The following is a 17,144-nucleotide window of genomic DNA, read 5'->3' as shown; positions in this document are numbered from 1 at the left end:
TAATTAGATTTTTTATTATAATTAATTGGAATAAAAGGAGGCGCTTAGATGAATCGGTGGAAAAGCGGCTATTCTAGATTAGAAAAGAACCAAAAGAAAAAATTATGGGTTTGGTTGTCCGTGATCTTCGTCTTCTTCACCTTATATATTGGTTACACTAGCTGGTATTTATACCGCGATGGCAAGATGGAGGACGTTTATTGGGAGCGCTATTTAAACGAAAATCCGACTTTATCAAAAAGTGAGAACCAGCTTGCGGAAAATGCCATTAGAGTGAAGACGGGTGTCTATATCGAAAATATCAATAAAATAGATATCCGCTCATCTAGCTATACGATTACATTTCAAGTTTGGTTTCGTTGGGATGGCGACCCAAACCTTGATATGCTGAACAATTATGAAATTTATCATGGACTGATAGACTCCCAAGAAACTTTGAAAGATATCAAGGACGGTAACACAAATTATCAGCTGGCACGGGTGACTTCGACGATAGCCAAAACGTTTTGGACGACACGCTTTCCTATGGGGTCGCATCAATTGCGTTTCTATTTGGAACCTAAGGATGATATCAGCAATATTGTTTTTGTAGCTGACAAAGAGAATTCCTCGATCAATGAAAATATCAATATCTCTGGTTTTGAATTAAAACGGTTTGATACGAATATTTTTGTAAAGGAATATGAGAATGACAAATTAAATCCGGAGACAGAAGGCAGAGGCTCCTACTCGGTGACAGAATTTTTGACTGCTATCGAGTTGAATCGGGAGACGATTGGATTGTATATCAAATGTTTTATTGCGCTAGTGGGTACGTTGAGTTGGGTACTGATCGTGCTGTTTATTTGTACGTATCATAATGTTGATCCGTTAAGTATGATCCCTGGGGCGTTATTCGGGACTGTTAGTAATATTATCGTGGGGGCGAATTTGATTCCCGATGCGCTTCATGCAGGGTTATTGGAGTTTGTAAATATTTTTGGGATCTTGATCATTCTGTTTGCCTCTTTCGCGATCATTACTATCAATCGACAGCGATCCTATTATCATGATGATCGCTTTGCTTCCTTCTTAGGAAAACACGTTTTTTGGCTATTGGCCTTCTTTACGGTGTTAGGAAATATCTTACTTCCTCTGTGCGCCTATCGTTTTTAAATATAAACCGCTGCAAAAGCTATTTTGTGGCGGTTTTTTAGTTGCTTCCTCACTAGCCTGAAAACGTTTTGTGTTAGAATAAAAAGGATCAACTGTTAGAAGCAGATACAGGAGTAGATAGATGAAAAATAAAACTTATATGAAGGCTAGCTTACGTGAAATTTTTTATTCGAAGGGTCGTTTTATAGCGATCGTTCTGATTATTTTATTAGGCACATTATTGTACGTTGGGATCAAAGCGACGGGTCCAATCTTGAATCATTCCGCCAGTCGTTACGTAGATCGTCAGGAATTATCCAACTTGCAAATTATTTCTACCGGCGGTTTGATTGACACAGATGAGAAATTAGCTGCGGACATTCCTCATGCTGAAGCAGAGAGCGGCTATCAACTTTTCTATGCCGATAGTGAAAAGAATCAAGTGGTTAAACTGTATTCTTATAATCAAGACGATCAGCAGAATCAATTGATCGTTAAATCCGGTCACTTGCCACGAGCGGAAAATGAAATTGTGTTAGATGAAAAAGCCCAAGCAGAAGGGTATCGTCTGAAGCAAACATATCAAATTGATCAACCGGATCAATTGACGCGTAAAAACTTTAAAATCGTCGGCTTCGTCCAATCGCCAATCTATACGAGTACCGATGAACGCGGCCTTTCAAATGTCGGCAACGGCGGCGTGGATTTTTTTGCTTATTTGCCAGAAAAGAATTTTTCGTCAGAAGTAAAAAGTGTGATTTATCTCCGATTTGATAATGTCAAGGGCTTAGAGACTTTTGGTAAAGACTATGAAGAGAAGATGGATGAAAATATCAATCAGGTCGAAAAGCATTTTGCTGATCGCTCAAATGAGCGAGGGGCAGAGATTCGCGAGTCCGCAGAGAAAGAGCTGCAGCCGAAAAAAAGTGAGATCAATGAGAACTTAGCGAAACTGGAAGCTGGCCAAAAGGAGTTGGATCAAGGAAAGGCGCGACTACAGCAGCAAGCAGCTAGTTTGCCAACCGGTAATCCACAATTAGAAGAGGCCCAACAGAGTCTGGAGACTCAGCAAAAAGAACTGACCGCCAATCGGGAGAAATTAATTTCTGCCCAGCAACAAATCAAGGACAGCGAGGAAACCATCGCAGAGCTGAAGGAGCCCAGCTATACTTACGATCAACGGGCTGAAAATCCCGGCTTTCAGGAGTATGGTGACTTGTCTGAACGAATCGCGGCGATTGCCAATGTCTTTCCCGTGTTTTTCTTTTTCATTGCAGCCTTGATCACGTTTACGACAATGACGCGAATGGTAGAAGAAAATCGGCGAGAGATCGGGACACTCAAAGCTTTAGGGTATTCCCGCTTTGAAATTGCTATCAAATATATTATTTATGCAGTGTCTGCCGCAACATTAGGAATCGTACTTGGTAGTGTGATTGGAATCAATACTCTACCACGGCTGGTTTTTGAACTTTCTAGTGATCGCTATAATTTTCCCGGAGTTGAAGCGTTCTACTTGGCTCGACCGATTATCCAAGCAGCGATCGCCTTTTTATTCGCCAGCCTTGGTGCCGCATTACTAGTATTGCTGCGGGAGCTGCATGAAAAGCCTGCGGAGTTATTACAACCAAAAGCTCCGAAACCCGGCAAACGGATTTTCTTAGAACGGATCACACCGATCTGGTCACGTTTGAGCTTTAATCAAAAGGTCAGCTACCGCAATCTCTTACGATACAAATCACGCATGATTATGGCGGTGATCGGAATTGCTGGCTGTGCGGCGTTAATGGTGGCAGGCGTCGGTCTGAGGGATTCACTCAGCTCAGTCGGCGCGAAGCAATTTGGTCCCATCATTGATTACCAAGGGATTGTGACCTTAGACGATCAGCCAGATACATCAGCGGTGAAAAAAATCTTCGCGGAGACGCCGCAAATCACTGATCAACTTGCCATGTTGAATCAAACGATTGAATTGAAAGAAAAAGGGCAAGCCAATCAAAAATTAACGATGATGGTTCCGTCGGATCGTCAAGCCTTTAAAAAGTATGTGCACCTGAAAGATCAAGGTAAGCAATTCAACTTAACGGATGATGGCGCGGTGATCACCGAAAAAATTGCGGAGATGTTCCAGTTGAAAAGAGGCTCGACGCTGACAGTCTATGATGAAGACCAACGCTCCTTCAAAGTGACCATCAGCCATATCACCGAAAATTATTTAGGAAATTTTTTGTATCTGTCGAAGGACTATTACCAAAAAGCCCGCGGTGAAGATTTTGTCGCCAACAGCTATCTACTGAAAAGCCAAGACATGAGTCAAACTGCTGAAAAAAAATTGGCGCAACAATTACTAAGTTCAGAACAAGTCACCAACACCTCTTTCATGTCAACACAAATCGATGCGCAAGAACATTCGATGGATAATCTTGACGGGATCGTCTGGATCTTTGTCGTCTTGTCTGGTTTGTTAGCTTTTATCGTTTTATACAATCTGACCAACATCAATGTTTCAGAACGTTTACGGGAATTGTCTACGATCAAAGTCTTAGGCTTTTATGACCGGGAAGTAACGTCGTATATTTTTCGCGAGAACGTTGTCTTTACCTTGTTAGGAATTATCTGTGGTTATGGGCTGGGGATCGGCTTGACGAAATTTATTTTGGATCAGGCCTCGATGGAATCGATTATTTTTCCATTGGTGATTCGTCCAGGGGCGTACTTGATTTCCGGCGGGTTAACGATTCTATTTACAGTGATCGTCATGGCGGCGACTCATTTCCGGCTGCGTCATATCAATATGATCGATGCGTTAAAGTCGAATGAATAATCTTCCATGAAAAATCGTTGACAAATTTTTTTATCGGGTCTATTCTAATAATCAATAGTTGAAAGCAACGAGAAGGACATGATTTTATTCCCACTTCACGACAAGAGATAGAGGCCTTGGCTGGAAGCTTCTAGTGAACGAATAAAATTACTCCCTTTAAGTGACCGAAAAAGCCGGTCCGTCCAATGCCCGTTACGCATTATGAGAGCCAAAAGGTGAAAACTTTTTGGGAACTTGGGTGGTAACACGTTTATTCACGTCCCTATTTTTATAGGGGCTTTTTTTTATTGAAAATCCTTTTCAGCATTTGTTAAAATTGAATAGAGTTAAGGGAATCAATGAATAAAAATTTTACTAAAAAATAGATTGGAGTTGAGTTGTATGTCAAAAGAAGTCGAAGTCGTTTTACCTAATGGAAATAAACAAGAGGTGGCTAAAGATACTACCTTGTTTGAGATAAAAGATTCCTCTGCCAAACAAGCGGTCGTTGGCAGTATCGACGGAGAAGTTGTTGACCTATCAACTCCGATCGATCACAATACAGAAATTTTATTTTATGACCGTTCCTCTAAGGAAGGGATGACAGCGATTCGTCACACGGTCAGTTTATTATTAGAAGAAGCCATCAAAGAACTTTTCCCTGAAGCGCTGTTTGCGCATGCGCAAGGCTCGGGCCAAGGAATGTGGGTCGATTTGCGAGTGAACCAGCCTCTAAGTGTTTTAATATTGAAAGATTTGGAACGCCACATGAAAAAGCAAATCAAAAAAGGTGCTCGAATCGAAAGCGCACGTCTAACTGTTTCAGAAGCAAAAGAGGTCTTTAAAGAGAACGAGCTGAAGCTGTTTGCCTTGAATCAGCTTGACAATCAGCTGCCGGTCTTTATCTATACATTAGGCAATGTATCGGAGTTTTTCTTCGAGCCAGCGGCATTAGACTTATCAGCGGCGAAACATTTTACCTTATCGAAAGTTTCCGGAGCCTATTGGCAGGGAGATGCGAAAAATGAAATGTTACAACGAGTAAACTGTGCAGTTTTCTCAGAAGAGAGTCAGCTAGCGGCTCATTTAGAATTTTTGGCGGAGTCTGAAAAACGTAGTCATCAAAAATTAGGGAAAGAATTAGACTTGTTCATGTTTTCCGATGAAGCACCGGGAATGCCTTTTTATTTAGAAAATGGTCTGATCATCCGCAATGAGTTGCAAAAATTTTTACGAGAATTACAGGCTAAATATGAATATAAAGAAGTCCAAACACCCTTGATCATGAATCAACGTTTATGGGAGCAGTCGGGGCACTGGGATCATTATAAGGACAACATGTATTTCACAAAAGTTGGTGACGAGGATTATGCTTTGAAACCGATGAATTGCCCGGGACATTGTCTGATCTTTAAGGATCGCAAGCGTTCATATCGAGATCTGCCGATTCGCATGGCTGAATTCGGCCAAGTCCATCGTCATGAATTCAGCGGCGCTTTGAATGGCTTACTGCGGGTCCGGACTTTTTGTCAAGATGATGCCCATATCTTTGTCCGTCGTGATCAAATCGAGCAAGAAATTGCTTTGGCATTAAAGGTCATTGACGAAGTATACAAAATTTTCGGCTTCGAATACTCGGTGGAATTATCTACTCGCCCCGATGATTTCATGGGGGAAATTGAATTATGGGATGAAGCAGAAGCATCATTAGGAAAAGTTTTGACTGATTTGGGCTATAAATACAATATCAATGAAGGCGATGGTGCGTTCTACGGTCCGAAGATTGATATCCATATCAAAGACGCGTTGAACCGCAGTCATCAATGTGCGACTGTTCAATTAGATTTCCAAATGCCGGGCAAATTTGATCTAAGCTATATCGATGAACAAAATCAATCCGCTCGTCCGGTGATGATTCACCGCGCGGTCTTTGGTTCACTAGATCGTTTCTTAGGGATTTTGATTGAACATTACGCTGGGGCCTTTCCGGTTTGGTTAGCACCGAAACAAGTAGAATTAATCAGTGTCGCGCAGGCTCATGAAGCCGGGGTGGAACAATTATTCCGTGAATTTAATGAAGCCGGGATTCGGGTGGAAAAAGATGTCCGTAATGAAAAATTAGGGAAAAAGATCCGGGAAGCGGAGTTACGAAAAGTTCCTTATATTTTAGTTATTGGAGATAAAGAATTATCGGAAGAAACATTCTCGTTACGCAAACACGGCAGTCAAGAAGTAGTTGAAATGCCTAAAGCTGAGCTGATCCAAATGATTCAGAAACAAGTCCAAACAAAAGTGCATCAATATTAAAGATTAAAGCAAAAAAATAAATCAAAAAGAGGTTGGGACAGAAGTGTTCAGCTTCAAGAAATAAGAAGGAATTTCCGAAAATTGCTCCTCAAATTTTTGTGAAATTTCGGCTTATTTCCGAAGAAGCTGCTTCTGTCACACCGTTTATACGGAAATAGGAGCTGAGATTGTCTCAGCTCTTTTTGATTCCTTTATTCAGCCACTGTGTTTTGAATTGGAAGTCTTGTAATAATTGCTCTTTGTTCCAATGATTGGCCAACATATCGGTTAGCGAATCGATGACCAGCTTCATAGAAAAGTATAAAAAGCTGATTTGTTCCTCAACGGAAGGCATGTCAAAATGATTCTTTTCTAAAAGTTCTTGCCATTCGATGATGCCGTGGTTTGTGGTCGGACGATAAGAGAAAAGGTAGCTGTTTTGCGTCAATAGCACGAGCTGTTGATAGCGGGGACTTTCATGAGAAAGGTCCACATACATTACTAAAAAGTCTTCAATCCCTTTGAAAAAATCAGCTTGTTGGCGCATCATGTAGGCAATGATTTCCCCATGAATCTGTCCGGCATAATAATGGATCAAATAGTCATAGGCATCATTCAAATCTTCAAAGTATTTATAAAAAATGCCTCGCGACATTTGCAACGCGTCGACGATCTCGCTGACCTTGACTTGACTGACCGGTTTTTCATAAAAAATCGTCAACAGCAGATCACGGATTTCTCCTTGTCGTTCCTCCGGTAAATTTAAAAAAGTTTTTTTCGGCATAAAGCCACCTCTACCTCTATTTTTCTTTTCTTTGAGTATAGCATAAAACAAAATCGGTGACACATTGTCACCGATGATGTATGATTGTCCCATTGGAAGGGATGAGAGAGATGTTTTTAGCTTGGAAAGAAATTCGCTATGCGAAATTAAGATACGGATTAGTTGTCGGTATTATGATCTTGGTTGCCTATGTGGTCTTTATGTTATCTGGGTTAGCCAATGGTTTGGCTGATGGCAATCGTAAGGCAGTGGATGATTGGCAAGCCACAAAAATAATTTTGTCGGAGGACAGTAATAAAATTGCCAACGCCTCGCAACTACAAATGCAAGACCTGGATCGAGTGACGGCTAAAGAAAAAGCCGGGATTGGTGTTTACGCCACTGCGGTAGAGAAAAAAGGCGGAACAGAAAAGACGAATGTTTCGATTTTTGGGGCCGCCAAGGATGCATTTGTTGTACCCAAAATCATTAAAGGACGGTTGTATCAAAATGATAAAGAAGCAATCGTTTCGGAAAATCTTTTAGCAGAAGGCTACAAATTAAATCAAGAAATAAAAATCAGTGATCAAACTTTGAAGATCGTCGGCGTGACCAAGGCGACTACTTATACGATCGCTCCGGTGCTGTATTTAACGCCGACAGCATTTAAAACATTGAAATATGGCGCACAGCCAAGCGGTAACCAGCCAATCAATTTGATTGCTACTAAAGGAAAAACGACGATTGACCAAAAGAAGAATCAGACAAAGTTAACGAGTATGACGCCTGAGACGTTTATTGAAAATATTCCAGGCTATTCGCCAGAAAAATTGACCTTGAATACAATGATTTATTTCTTATTTGTCGTCGTGGCTGCGATCATCGGAATCTTTATGTACGTCATCACGCTGCAAAAAACCTCAATCTTTGGTGTGATGAAAGCGCAAGGCGTGGCGACAAGCTATTTAGTTCGTTCGATCTTAGCGCAAGCCTTTCTAGTTGGCATCATTGGAGTAGCCGTAGCGGTCGGACTGAGTGTTTTGACGAGCTCCGTCTTACCAAGTGCAATGCCTTTTGCAGTTCACTGGGAAGAGTGGGCATTGTATAGTGTGATTTTAGTATTCGTTGCCATGATCGGTGGCTTGTTCTCGATCCGAACGGTTACAAAAGTCGATCCGGTCACTGCGATTGGAGGAGAATAAAATGAATAACGTATTAATGATGGAACATGTTGTGAAGAAATTTGGTCAAGGACATACCGAAGTGACGGCTTTAAAAAATGTGGACTTTACGGTTGCAAAAGGCGAGTTTGTCAGCGTGATCGGGCCTTCTGGTTCAGGTAAAAGCACGTTTCTAACAATCGCTGGGGGACTGCAAACACCCACCGAAGGAAAAATTATGATTAACGGTGCAGACTTTGGCCAAATGCAGGAAAAGGAACGCTCAAAGGCGCGCTTTAAAGAAATTGGCTTTATTTTACAAAGTTCTAATTTGATTCCTTTTCTAAAGGTCAAGGAACAATTTCAATTAGTCGAAAAGATCGAAAAAGAAAAAAAGACGGCTCAAGTGGAAGACTTGTTGAAGTCGCTAGATATTTGGGAGCTGCGGGAACAATATCCGAAAGCCTTGTCCGGTGGTGAACGCCAACGGGTCGCCATTGCCCGGTCGTTATTCAATGATCCTAAATTGATTTTGGCGGATGAACCGACAGCCAGCTTAGATTCTGATCATGCCTATGATGTCGTCAAGCTTTTAGCGAAAGAATCCCATGAACGCAACAAAGCAATCGTGATGGTGACTCATGATGAACGAATGACTAAATGGAGCGATAAGGTCTACCAAATGAAAGATGGTCAACTTGTCGCGAAAGATTAGTTGCACAACACCCTGCTTCCTGTGTATAGTAGTAAAGTTGAGATAGAAAGCAGGGAATATATGGATATTTATTTAAAAAAAGCCGCGCTGCATATTGTTGACCGCGAGTCTGGCGACCCAATCTTTAGTCAAAGCGAACTTGATTTGACGAAGGAATATGTGCGAGATTACTTAACCAAAAAAATTCAAAAACTATCTTCCGCGCAAACCAAGACAGGTACGTTGACGGAGGATTCAACCTTTGCCTTATTGAGCCTACAGGCGGAGCATGATTTTTTGTCCGCTAGTGAACGGTTAGTCTCTCGCTGGTATGAAGCTTATAAAGAAAGTGAAGAGGCGCCTAGCGCCGATGCGTTTGTCGCGTTGTATGAAGAAGATACGCAAATGTATTTAGCCTTTCTAAAGGTCAATTATCATGAAGGCTATACTCACATTGTCGATTCAGACGAGAACGGTCTGAAGAATGAATTGATCATTCATCGGGCGCTACTTTCTGGGAAGACCCAAAAGGCCGATGAAGGAATCGTCGTTAATTTAAGTAACTTAAGCTATGAATTGATCGAGAAAAAATATCCTTTTTCAGGGGAGAAGCGGTTGTATTTTTCTACTCAAGTGATTGAGAGCCAACCGGCACCGTCGTTGGAAGAAAATGTTAGGGTGATCAAAAAGGTCGCTGAAAAGATCGGTGCGAAGTTTGAAAACCAAAAGCATGATGTCATCGCCGATGTAAAAGAAGCGGTCTACGACGTCGTGGAAGAAAGCGGACAGATCGACGCCAAGATCGTTGCACAAAAAGTTTTTAAAGACAATGTCTCGGCCCAAATGGCGTTCCAAGAAGAAGTTGTTGAAAAAGGCTACGTCGATCAAGCGCCACTTCTGCGAGAAGTCCGGGAGATCACCGAAAAAAAATACGGCAAGCAAAAATTGAAGTTATCGAACGGCATCGAATTGATCGTTCCTTTAGATGTCTATCGCAATCCTGAATTAATCGAATTCATCAACAATCCTGATGGAACCATCTCAGTCACCATCAAAAATGTCGATGAAGTCATCAACCGCCTGTAATTGGCGGTTTTTGTTTGGTCTTTTTGTCCATGATTGAGGGAGGCGGACAAATCGGCTAAAATAAAGAAAATGACCGGAGGAAACGGAATGGAAGCATATCAAGAATTTTTTCGCATTGGACAATATACTGACGCAGAAGCGATGACGGGCTGCACCGTGATCTTATGCCAGGACGGTGTGACAGGAGGAGTCTCAGTCAGAGGCGGCTCACCAAACACCCGAGATACAGATGCATTAAAGTCGGAAAATAATCGGAAATTTGTGCACGGTGTCACCCTTTCTGGCGGTAGTGCATTTGGTTTGGCGGCGAATGCCGGCGTAGTGGATTTTTTAGAAGAAAATAAAATTGGACGAGACATGGGGATCACTTATGTGCCCAATGTTGTGGGAGCCAGTCTGTTTGATCTGCGAATCGGTCGTTCAGATGTTCGACCAGATTATCAGGCTGGACGGAAAGCTTGTGAAGCAGCATTTGACGGACAACTTTTTCAAGCAGGAAATTATGGTGCTGGAACGGGCTGCAGTGTGGGAACCGTTAACGGACCACAACAAGCAATGAAAGGCGGCATTGGACGGCATACGATACGCCATGGAAATTTATGGGTGACCGCCGTCATCGCCGTTAATGCAGTCGGTGATGTTTTTGAGGAAGAAGCTGGAAAAATTATCGCTGGCGCACGGAAAGCTGGTGAAAGTAAGGTCGGTTTTTCTGAAGAACTCTTCTTGGAGTATTATCAAAACGAATCTGGTCTTTTCGAAGGGAATACTGTGATTGGCTGTGTCATGACCAACGCGACTTTTCCAAAAGCCAAAATGAATAAACTAGCGGATATTAGTCATAATGGCATTGCTCGCGCGATTCGCCCATCTCATACAACTTATGATGGCGATACGCTGTTTGTCTTAGGAGCCAATCAAATTGAAGCTAGCTTTGAAGCTGTTTCGATTTTAACGGTGGAAGCCGTACGTCAAGCAATTATCAAAGGAACAAAAGCAGCCGAGACTTATGGGGATTATTTAGCTTATCAGGATCTATAATGGAATAATGCCAAAAAGCGCCGCAGCCATCATCATTAGGGCTGCGGCGCTTAAAAAAAGACTAGCCAAGTAGCAGCTAGTCAGTGGGGAACGATTATTGAACGCGTGGTTCTGATTCCATGTTGTCGCTGATTTTATCTGTTTGATTGCTGACAGCATTCTTCGCACGGTTGGTTTGTTTTGATGCGAATTTTCCAGTTGTTTGTGCGGCGCTGCTTACTTTGTCCTGAACTGTTTCGCTGTCTTCTTCGTACTCTTCACGAGTTTTGATATCGACTACGTTCACATTGACTTCAATCACATCTAAGTGAGTCATTTTGTCCACTTGTTCAGAGATCAATTTTTTCATTTGTTCGTAAATATCGTCAATATCTTTGCCGTATTCAGCAACGATATCCATGTCGACTGCAACTTGTTTCTTACCAACTTCAGTGCTGATACCAGAAGTTACATCGTCGCTATTCACTAATTTGTCTTTGATGTTTGAGAAGAAGCCGCCATCAACTGTTAATAAGCCATCTACATTCTCTAAAGCGATTCCGATGATTTTTTGGATTACTTTGTCATCGTAAGTTAATTCGCCTCTTACATCTTTTGTTGTATCTGCCCCTGTGTTCATTCCTGTTTTGATTGTTGTGTTTTCCATCATTTATTCCTCCTAAGTATTGTTAATGTACGAACCTTCCAAGATTCAATCAATTTGTTGTTTACTTTTTTAGATAGTCATCTAAAATATGGTTGTTTCGCAAATAAATGCCGATAGCTACACCGATAACTGTGATTAAAATTAATAAAATTGTTTTAAAGAAGCCGACCGTAAAGAATAGTACAGCTAAGATAAAACCTAAGACACCACAGATTAAAGGCAGTTTGTCTCGTGATAAATATTCTTGCATCGCTGCTCCTCCTATTCTACACGCGGCCGATTGACCGTCGTCGCTGGACTTGTTTCAGGCTCAAGCGCCTGGAATTTCACCTTGATATCCACTTTTTCTTCAGGTCCAAGTAGCTGGCGAATATGTGTTTCGACGCCTTGAGCCCAAGAATCCGTTCGACCAATCAATGATGAAGTCTTTTTCAACTGTCCACGCACATTGACTTTGATCTTGTTTTTTGTGGCAGTCACGTTGACCTTAGGCGTGTCCATGAAGTCTTCCCGTTTTAAACTCGTGCGGACGTAACCTTCGATCGCTCGTTTATCCAATAACAATTTTCCTTTTTGCTCATGCAAAATAAATTTGGTGATTCTTTTCGGATAGAAGATAATGATCAGAATGGCAATCAGTGACAAAATTGCTAAAGCAGCTGCTACCCAGAAAAGATAAATCTGTGCATATGTGTTTGATAGCACAAATTCTTGCAGAGCACTCAAATCGAATGGATTTGAGGCGACAAAATAATAAATCGCCATGACTGGTACAAAAATCGAAAGCAAAATCAAAAAGAAAATGATTAGGATGGCTTTCAACCCCTTGTTCATGTCGCACCCCCTTACTTCAAATTTTCTAAATTGTTTACAATAAAATAATAAAATGTTATCCCTTTCCTGTAAAAAAATATGATTCCCGTTTTTACCATAGAGACTCTTTTTACGTTGTTTATAGGAATTAAATAAGGCTGACAAGCGATTTTTTCTATAACGCTTCAATTTTTTTAAGAAGTCGGAAAAAAAAGACAGGTCGGATTTTTTGACAAAAAGAAAGAGGCGTTGTATAGCCTCTTTGAAGGGTGATTTAATTGGGCAGCTAGCGCTCTTTCCATTTGCGATAACGACGATAAAAACTTTCTAAAATCAAGAAGAGAATGGAAAGGGCTGCGATGGCGTAGCCGAAGATTCCTAAGTCTGAAATTAAGGTGTCGCCTTGAGGAGAAGTTTGGACGAGCAGAGAAGAGCCGATCACTAGTGCAGAGAGGATCAAGCCGATTACCAGTCGATTGACCATTGCTTCTGCTCGCTCCAGTAAATTCCGCTGATTTTTTAGTTCAAGATTTAACTTGCCCTTGCCTTTTGCAAAAGTGTCTAAGGCATTTAAGGTATGACTTGGAAGTTTGGGTAAAGCTTTTAAAGTCGTTAAATAATCAAGCCCAGTCTCTTGCAGTTCATTTTTCAAATCAAGCTGCTGAATAAAATACTTCTGGGCAAAAGGTGCAACGACTTCAAATAAAGACAAGTCAGGGTTCAAATCTTCAATCACACCTTCTAATGTTCCGAAGGCTTTGATCAGCATAGTAACAGAGTCGTCAATTTGTAAATTGTTATCATGACAAATCAGAACGACTTGTGAGAAAACTTTTTGCAGATCGATTTCTTTAATAGGTAGCGTCAAATAGCGATTCAAAAAATCATCTAATTCATCGGTGAAGGTTTCTTCATCGAAACTGCCGACTTGTTTACAAATTGCGTGGACTGCATTTGTGATTCGCTGGGTATCTTTACTGTAAATGGCAATAATCGTATTGCTCATCTTTACCTGCATCTCACCGCTAATGGTGCCCATCATTCCAAAGTCGATAAAATTTAAACGAAAAGGTCGCAGCTTATCTTTAGTTGAATGAGTAATTTCATAAGGCAGTTTCCCCAATTTGCCGGCATATTCCTTTGTTTTTAACGGTTGGTCTTGTTGATTTTCGGCAGCGGTCATCAGCTGTAGCAAAAGATTTCCAGGGTGGGGATCGGCATGGAAAAAGCCGTCCTCAAAAACTTCTTTCATAAAATGATCGATCAACAGTTCGCTGACCATTTTTTTCAGCTCTTTATTGGATAAGTCGTTGTGAATTTGCGGCTTATCATCCGCGTTGATTAATTCCTTTAGGTTTGTCCCTGGCATCAGTTCCATCACGATCAATTTTTTGGTGGAGTAGGCAGGTTCCATTTTTGGAACACGGATTTCTTTCCAACCATGATTTAGCTGGTAGAATTTTTCCGCAAAATTCAGCTCTTTTTGAAAATCCAATTCATTTTGCAAAGAGGTGCGGATTTCTTTTAGAATATTTTTTAAATCAATGACGTTGCTTTCAGGCACCCAGCTAGCCAAAGGGATCGCTTTTTCAAATAAGGACAAGTCTACTTCGATCTCAGAAGCAATACCTGGATGCTGGACTTTAGCAACTACCGACTGGCCATTTTTTAACTTCGCATGATGGGCCTGGGCAATTGAAGCGGAAGCAAAGGGGACCTCATCGAAGCTTTCGAAAATTTCCGTTAGAGGTACTTCTAGCTCACTTTCGACTAATTGTTTTACTGAGTCGAAGTCATCCGTCTTTACATCATCTTGGAGCTTGCGCAATTCTTTTGTAAAAGCTAAAGTAAAAATATCTGTTCGCACCGACATCATTTGTCCTACTTTTATAAAGGTCGGGCCTAATTCTTCAAAGGCTTTGCGAACATCGGCTGGATTTTTCTGCTGGGTAATATTTTTTACTAAACTATAGCGATTAACGATCGTCACGATTTGGCGCAAACGAGCCGTCTTGGATTGTTTACTCATAATCGTCACCTCCATCTTACTTCTATCTTACAAGAGAACTTTTCTGGATACAATCAAACCCCACATTCTTTCCGGTTACACAGAAGAAGGTGGGGTTAAGTTAGATTTTTAGCTTTAACGAGTAGTTACAGTCTGAATGACTTGCATGATACAATAAGTGATTCCAGCTGCGATAACAGGACCGGCAGCGACACCCTTTAAGAAGACCACACCCATGATTGTTCCAAAAACAAGAGCAACGGTGACCTCCGGCGATTGATTAATCAGCCCGACCCCTTTGGACGATAAGACGGCAACTAAGACGCCGCAAATCGTGGCTACCCAACCTAAGGGCGATTTTAAGGTATTTAACAGATCCTTCAATACGATATCACCGGTGGCGATGGGAACTAAGATCGTTGCCGAAATCAACGTCACCCCCCAATTGATGCCTTGTTTATTTAAGAGACTCAAGAATTTATCCGAATGGGGGACCAATTTCAACACTAAGACGGCGATCGTAGCAATCAACAAACTTTGATTCTTCGCAACAAAGGCCACCAATAAAATCAGTCCTAAAAAAAGCCAACTCTCCACTTATACCACTCCTTTATAAAAAAGATAAAGATCCTAATGCTGTTTATCTGCTGCTCAACGGTTCCAACTTATTTACTATACAAGAAAAGATCGGAAGTTGCGAATGGTTTTCTGATGTGGATAAAACTTTTTTCCCAAGTGATTTTAGTGTAAGCTTTTTAAGAAGTAAAAAATAATGTAGGCAAACAATGACTTAGCTAAAAGCAGGAGGATATACATGAAGATAGGTTTACGAACAATCAAAACAGCGGTGGCGGCACCGATTGCTTTATTACTAGCGGGAGGACTGCAATTAGATTCAGCCACGTCAGCTGCTATCATCACGATCTTGACTGTCACCAATACTAAGCGTTCAACCGCTAAGACCGCGTTGAATCGTTTGTTTTCTCTGACCTTAGCCACGGTGATCGCTGCCGGCTGTTTTTTACTGCTGGGCTTTCATCCAATCGTCTTTGGCCTGTATTTAATCCTGTTTATTCCATTATCGATTCGTTTTGATCTAGCGGAAGGAATCGCGGTCAGCTCGGTCTTGATTACCCATTATTTAGCGGCTGGGGCCATGCCTCTAACGTTGGTGATTAACGAGTATTTGTTGATGGTGATTGGTGTGGGCTGTGCTTTGGCGGCCAACCTTTATATGCCAAATACCGAAAAGCAATTGCAGGAAGATCAGATAGTCGTTGAAGTGACGATGAAAAAAATGCTGGATCGAATGTCGGCGTTTCTTAATCAACCAGACAAAGAAGAAATCTTGCGGCAGGAATGCTTATCATTGCAAGATTTTGTAAAAAAGGCGCAAACACGAGCATTAGAATATGAAGAAAATCATTTCTTCAACGGCAATAGTTATTATTTTGAATATTTTGCGATGCGGCGCTTGCAACTAAAAATTTTTTCGGACATGCTACAAATTTTGAATCGTCTGTCAGCAGCGCCAGAAGATGTACAGGAATTAAAGGAATTGTTTGAATTCACTGCGGAAACTTTAGCGGAGGAAAATGACGGCTCTGCGATTTTACTTAAGATCGAAGAAGTTGATCAGCGCTACCAGCAAAAATCGTTGCCGGAAAATCGCCAAGCCTTTGAAGAGCGAGCCCAGCTGTTTCAGTTGTTTCAATTATTCCAAGATTTTATTGAAATCAAAGCGGGCTTTTATCGGAATAAATAATGACGAAAGAATCAGCCTTAAGGCCTATGTAAACGGTTAATAGAAGCTTTAAAATAGTAAGTAAGAAGCAAGGGATGAGGGGGATAGCATGAAAAAAATAGTGGTAGGGTTGTTGTTGGTAGGGGCCGCTTTGGTCAGTATGAGTAGTTTGATTTTTCATAATCGTACAAGTAATGAGACTTTTACTAGCCAAAAGACGGTAAAAAAATTAATCATTGAGGATCGCAATATGCCAATTGAGATCGTTGGAGCTTCTGGCAATCAAACAAAGATCAGCTACCAAAAAAGCCGAGACATTAAGTATAAGATCAAGCAAAAAGGGGACACGTTGAATGTTGAACGACAAGGAAAACGTTGGTTCAATTTCAGCATCTTCAATTTTGGTGCCAGTAATGCAAAAGTAACGGTGGAAGTACCGCGGCCCCGACTAAAGGATTTGGATGTGGAAACGTCAAATGGAAAGCTGACAGTCGAGAATCTGATGTTGGATAATTTAGATTTAGAAAGCAGCAACAGTAAAATGCAGCTAATGGGTCTGGACGTGAAAACGATCGACGCGGAAACTAGCAACGGAAACATCCAGCTAGACCGTTTAAGTTTCGATGAGGGTTCTTTTGACACAAGTAACGGCAAGCTTGATTTGAATAACCTTGAGTTTAAAGAAGGTGAATTTGAAACGTCGAACGGAGCGATTCGTTTGAATCATTTGCAAGGAACCAAATCCATTTATTTAAAGACTAGTAATGCAAAGGTCAATGGAACGATCGTTGGAGAGCGAGCGGATTTTGCAACTGTTTCAAAAACCAGCAATGCCTTAAATAATTTAACCAATCAGTCTGACGGTTCGAAGGAATTAGAAGTAAAAACGAGTAACGGCGATATCGCCATTGATTTTATTCGTTAAAGCTTTCAAAAGATAAAAAAAGAGGTTTCTATCTCATTTGAGAT

The 17,144-nt window shown here is 41.2% G+C and carries 15 protein-coding genes; 9 read left to right on the top strand and 6 right to left on the bottom strand.

Features of this window, described 5'->3' with window-relative positions; all coding sequences use genetic code 11:
• The first annotated feature begins 48 nt into the window (after positions 1–48).
• The 3 genes from IGI54_RS09650 to thrS all read left to right on the top strand — a co-directional run bounded on the left by IGI54_RS09650 (position 49) and on the right by thrS (position 6,244).
• Positions 49–1,155, top strand: a complete 1,107-nt coding sequence (locus tag IGI54_RS09650; RefSeq protein ID WP_216428183.1) for a hypothetical protein — start codon at positions 49–51, stop codon at positions 1,153–1,155.
• A gap of 121 nt (positions 1,156–1,276) precedes the next feature.
• Entirely contained in the window at positions 1,277–3,958 is a 2,682-nt protein-coding gene (locus IGI54_RS09645) for an FtsX-like permease family protein (RefSeq protein ID WP_430620552.1), read from the top strand.
• A 381-nt stretch (positions 3,959–4,339) separates the two neighbouring features.
• A complete protein-coding gene (thrS, locus tag IGI54_RS09640) occupies positions 4,340–6,244 on the top strand; it encodes a threonine--tRNA ligase (RefSeq protein ID WP_430620551.1) in 1,905 nt (634 codons plus the stop codon).
• Positions 6,245–6,416: 172 nt separating this feature from the next.
• Here the strand turns inward: thrS and IGI54_RS09635 are convergent, their stop codons facing one another.
• On the bottom strand, positions 6,417–7,007 hold the full coding sequence (locus IGI54_RS09635; protein WP_379945905.1) for a TetR/AcrR family transcriptional regulator: 591 nt from the start codon (positions 7,005–7,007) through the stop codon (positions 6,417–6,419).
• Between the two features lie 110 nt (positions 7,008–7,117).
• On the opposite strand from IGI54_RS09635, the gene IGI54_RS09630 reads away from it, so the two are divergent.
• The 4 genes from IGI54_RS09630 to IGI54_RS09615 all read left to right on the top strand — a co-directional run bounded on the left by IGI54_RS09630 (position 7,118) and on the right by IGI54_RS09615 (position 10,964).
• A complete protein-coding gene (locus IGI54_RS09630) occupies positions 7,118–8,188 on the top strand; it encodes an ABC transporter permease (protein ID WP_430621494.1) in 1,071 nt (356 codons plus the stop codon).
• Between the two features lies 1 nt (position 8,189).
• Positions 8,190–8,861, top strand: coding sequence for an ABC transporter ATP-binding protein (locus IGI54_RS09625; RefSeq protein ID WP_430620550.1), 672 nt, complete (start codon positions 8,190–8,192; stop codon positions 8,859–8,861).
• Between the two features lie 60 nt (positions 8,862–8,921).
• A complete protein-coding gene (locus IGI54_RS09620; protein WP_430620549.1) occupies positions 8,922–9,926 on the top strand; it encodes a nucleoid-associated protein in 1,005 nt (334 codons plus the stop codon).
• An 87-nt stretch (positions 9,927–10,013) separates the two neighbouring features.
• On the top strand, positions 10,014–10,964 hold the full coding sequence (locus IGI54_RS09615; RefSeq protein ID WP_313630793.1) for a P1 family peptidase: 951 nt from the start codon (positions 10,014–10,016) through the stop codon (positions 10,962–10,964).
• 94 nt (positions 10,965–11,058) lie between these two features.
• Here the strand turns inward: IGI54_RS09615 and IGI54_RS09610 are convergent, their stop codons facing one another.
• From IGI54_RS09610 to IGI54_RS09590, 5 genes are all read right to left on the bottom strand, one after another.
• On the bottom strand, positions 11,059–11,610 hold the full coding sequence (locus IGI54_RS09610) for an Asp23/Gls24 family envelope stress response protein (protein ID WP_071860649.1): 552 nt from the start codon (positions 11,608–11,610) through the stop codon (positions 11,059–11,061).
• Positions 11,611–11,671: 61 nt separating this feature from the next.
• The gene (locus IGI54_RS09605; protein WP_071860650.1) at positions 11,672–11,860 is read right to left on the bottom strand and encodes a DUF2273 domain-containing protein; all 189 of its coding nucleotides are present in this window, start codon (positions 11,858–11,860) and stop codon (positions 11,672–11,674) included.
• 11 nt (positions 11,861–11,871) lie between these two features.
• Positions 11,872–12,444 (bottom strand): alkaline shock response membrane anchor protein AmaP, encoded by a 573-nt coding sequence (gene amaP, locus IGI54_RS09600; protein WP_071860651.1) that lies wholly within the window; start codon positions 12,442–12,444, stop codon positions 11,872–11,874.
• 265 nt (positions 12,445–12,709) lie between these two features.
• Positions 12,710–14,452, bottom strand: a complete 1,743-nt coding sequence (locus IGI54_RS09595) for an ABC1 kinase family protein (RefSeq protein ID WP_430620548.1) — start codon at positions 14,450–14,452, stop codon at positions 12,710–12,712.
• A 114-nt stretch (positions 14,453–14,566) separates the two neighbouring features.
• Entirely contained in the window at positions 14,567–15,028 is a 462-nt protein-coding gene (locus IGI54_RS09590; protein WP_071860653.1) for a DUF441 domain-containing protein, read from the bottom strand.
• Positions 15,029–15,245: 217 nt separating this feature from the next.
• Between IGI54_RS09590 and IGI54_RS09585 the strand changes: the two genes are divergently transcribed.
• Both IGI54_RS09585 and IGI54_RS09580 read left to right on the top strand, forming a co-directional pair.
• Positions 15,246–16,196 carry an aromatic acid exporter family protein gene (locus IGI54_RS09585; protein ID WP_430620547.1) on the top strand — a complete coding sequence of 317 codons (951 nt, stop codon included), beginning with the start codon at positions 15,246–15,248 and terminating at the stop codon, positions 16,194–16,196.
• 88 nt (positions 16,197–16,284) lie between these two features.
• A complete protein-coding gene (locus IGI54_RS09580) occupies positions 16,285–17,100 on the top strand; it encodes a DUF4097 family beta strand repeat-containing protein (protein WP_430620546.1) in 816 nt (271 codons plus the stop codon).
• Positions 17,101–17,144: the final 44 nt, after the last annotated feature.

Source organism: Enterococcus sp. DIV0800, assembly GCF_050559735.1.
GTDB lineage: Bacteria > Bacillota > Bacilli > Lactobacillales > Enterococcaceae > Enterococcus_A > Enterococcus_A devriesei.
The sequence above is the reverse complement of the archived record's forward strand: the minus strand, read 5'-3'. Positions and strand labels throughout refer to the sequence as shown.

Bases quoted from the DNA above. Each gene is read 5' to 3' on its own strand.
- IGI54_RS09650 (WP_216428183.1), top strand. From the start codon at position 49: ATGAATCGGTGGAAAAGCGGCTATTCTAGATTAGAAAAGAACCAAAAG.
- IGI54_RS09645 (WP_430620552.1), top strand. From the start codon at position 1,277: ATGAAAAATAAAACTTATATGAAGGCTAGCTTACGTGAAATTTTTTAT.
- thrS (WP_430620551.1), top strand. From the start codon at position 4,340: ATGTCAAAAGAAGTCGAAGTCGTTTTACCTAATGGAAATAAACAAGAG.
- IGI54_RS09635 (WP_379945905.1), bottom strand. From the start codon at position 7,007: ATGCCGAAAAAAACTTTTTTAAATTTACCGGAGGAACGACAAGGAGAA.
- IGI54_RS09630 (WP_430621494.1), top strand. From the start codon at position 7,118: ATGTTTTTAGCTTGGAAAGAAATTCGCTATGCGAAATTAAGATACGGA.
- IGI54_RS09625 (WP_430620550.1), top strand. From the start codon at position 8,190: ATGAATAACGTATTAATGATGGAACATGTTGTGAAGAAATTTGGTCAA.
- IGI54_RS09620 (WP_430620549.1), top strand. From the start codon at position 8,922: ATGGATATTTATTTAAAAAAAGCCGCGCTGCATATTGTTGACCGCGAG.
- IGI54_RS09615 (WP_313630793.1), top strand. From the start codon at position 10,014: ATGGAAGCATATCAAGAATTTTTTCGCATTGGACAATATACTGACGCA.
- IGI54_RS09610 (WP_071860649.1), bottom strand. From the start codon at position 11,610: ATGGAAAACACAACAATCAAAACAGGAATGAACACAGGGGCAGATACA.
- IGI54_RS09605 (WP_071860650.1), bottom strand. From the start codon at position 11,860: ATGCAAGAATATTTATCACGAGACAAACTGCCTTTAATCTGTGGTGTC.
- amaP (WP_071860651.1), bottom strand. From the start codon at position 12,444: ATGAACAAGGGGTTGAAAGCCATCCTAATCATTTTCTTTTTGATTTTG.
- IGI54_RS09595 (WP_430620548.1), bottom strand. From the start codon at position 14,452: ATGAGTAAACAATCCAAGACGGCTCGTTTGCGCCAAATCGTGACGATC.
- IGI54_RS09585 (WP_430620547.1), top strand. From the start codon at position 15,246: ATGAAGATAGGTTTACGAACAATCAAAACAGCGGTGGCGGCACCGATT.
- IGI54_RS09580 (WP_430620546.1), top strand. From the start codon at position 16,285: ATGAAAAAAATAGTGGTAGGGTTGTTGTTGGTAGGGGCCGCTTTGGTC.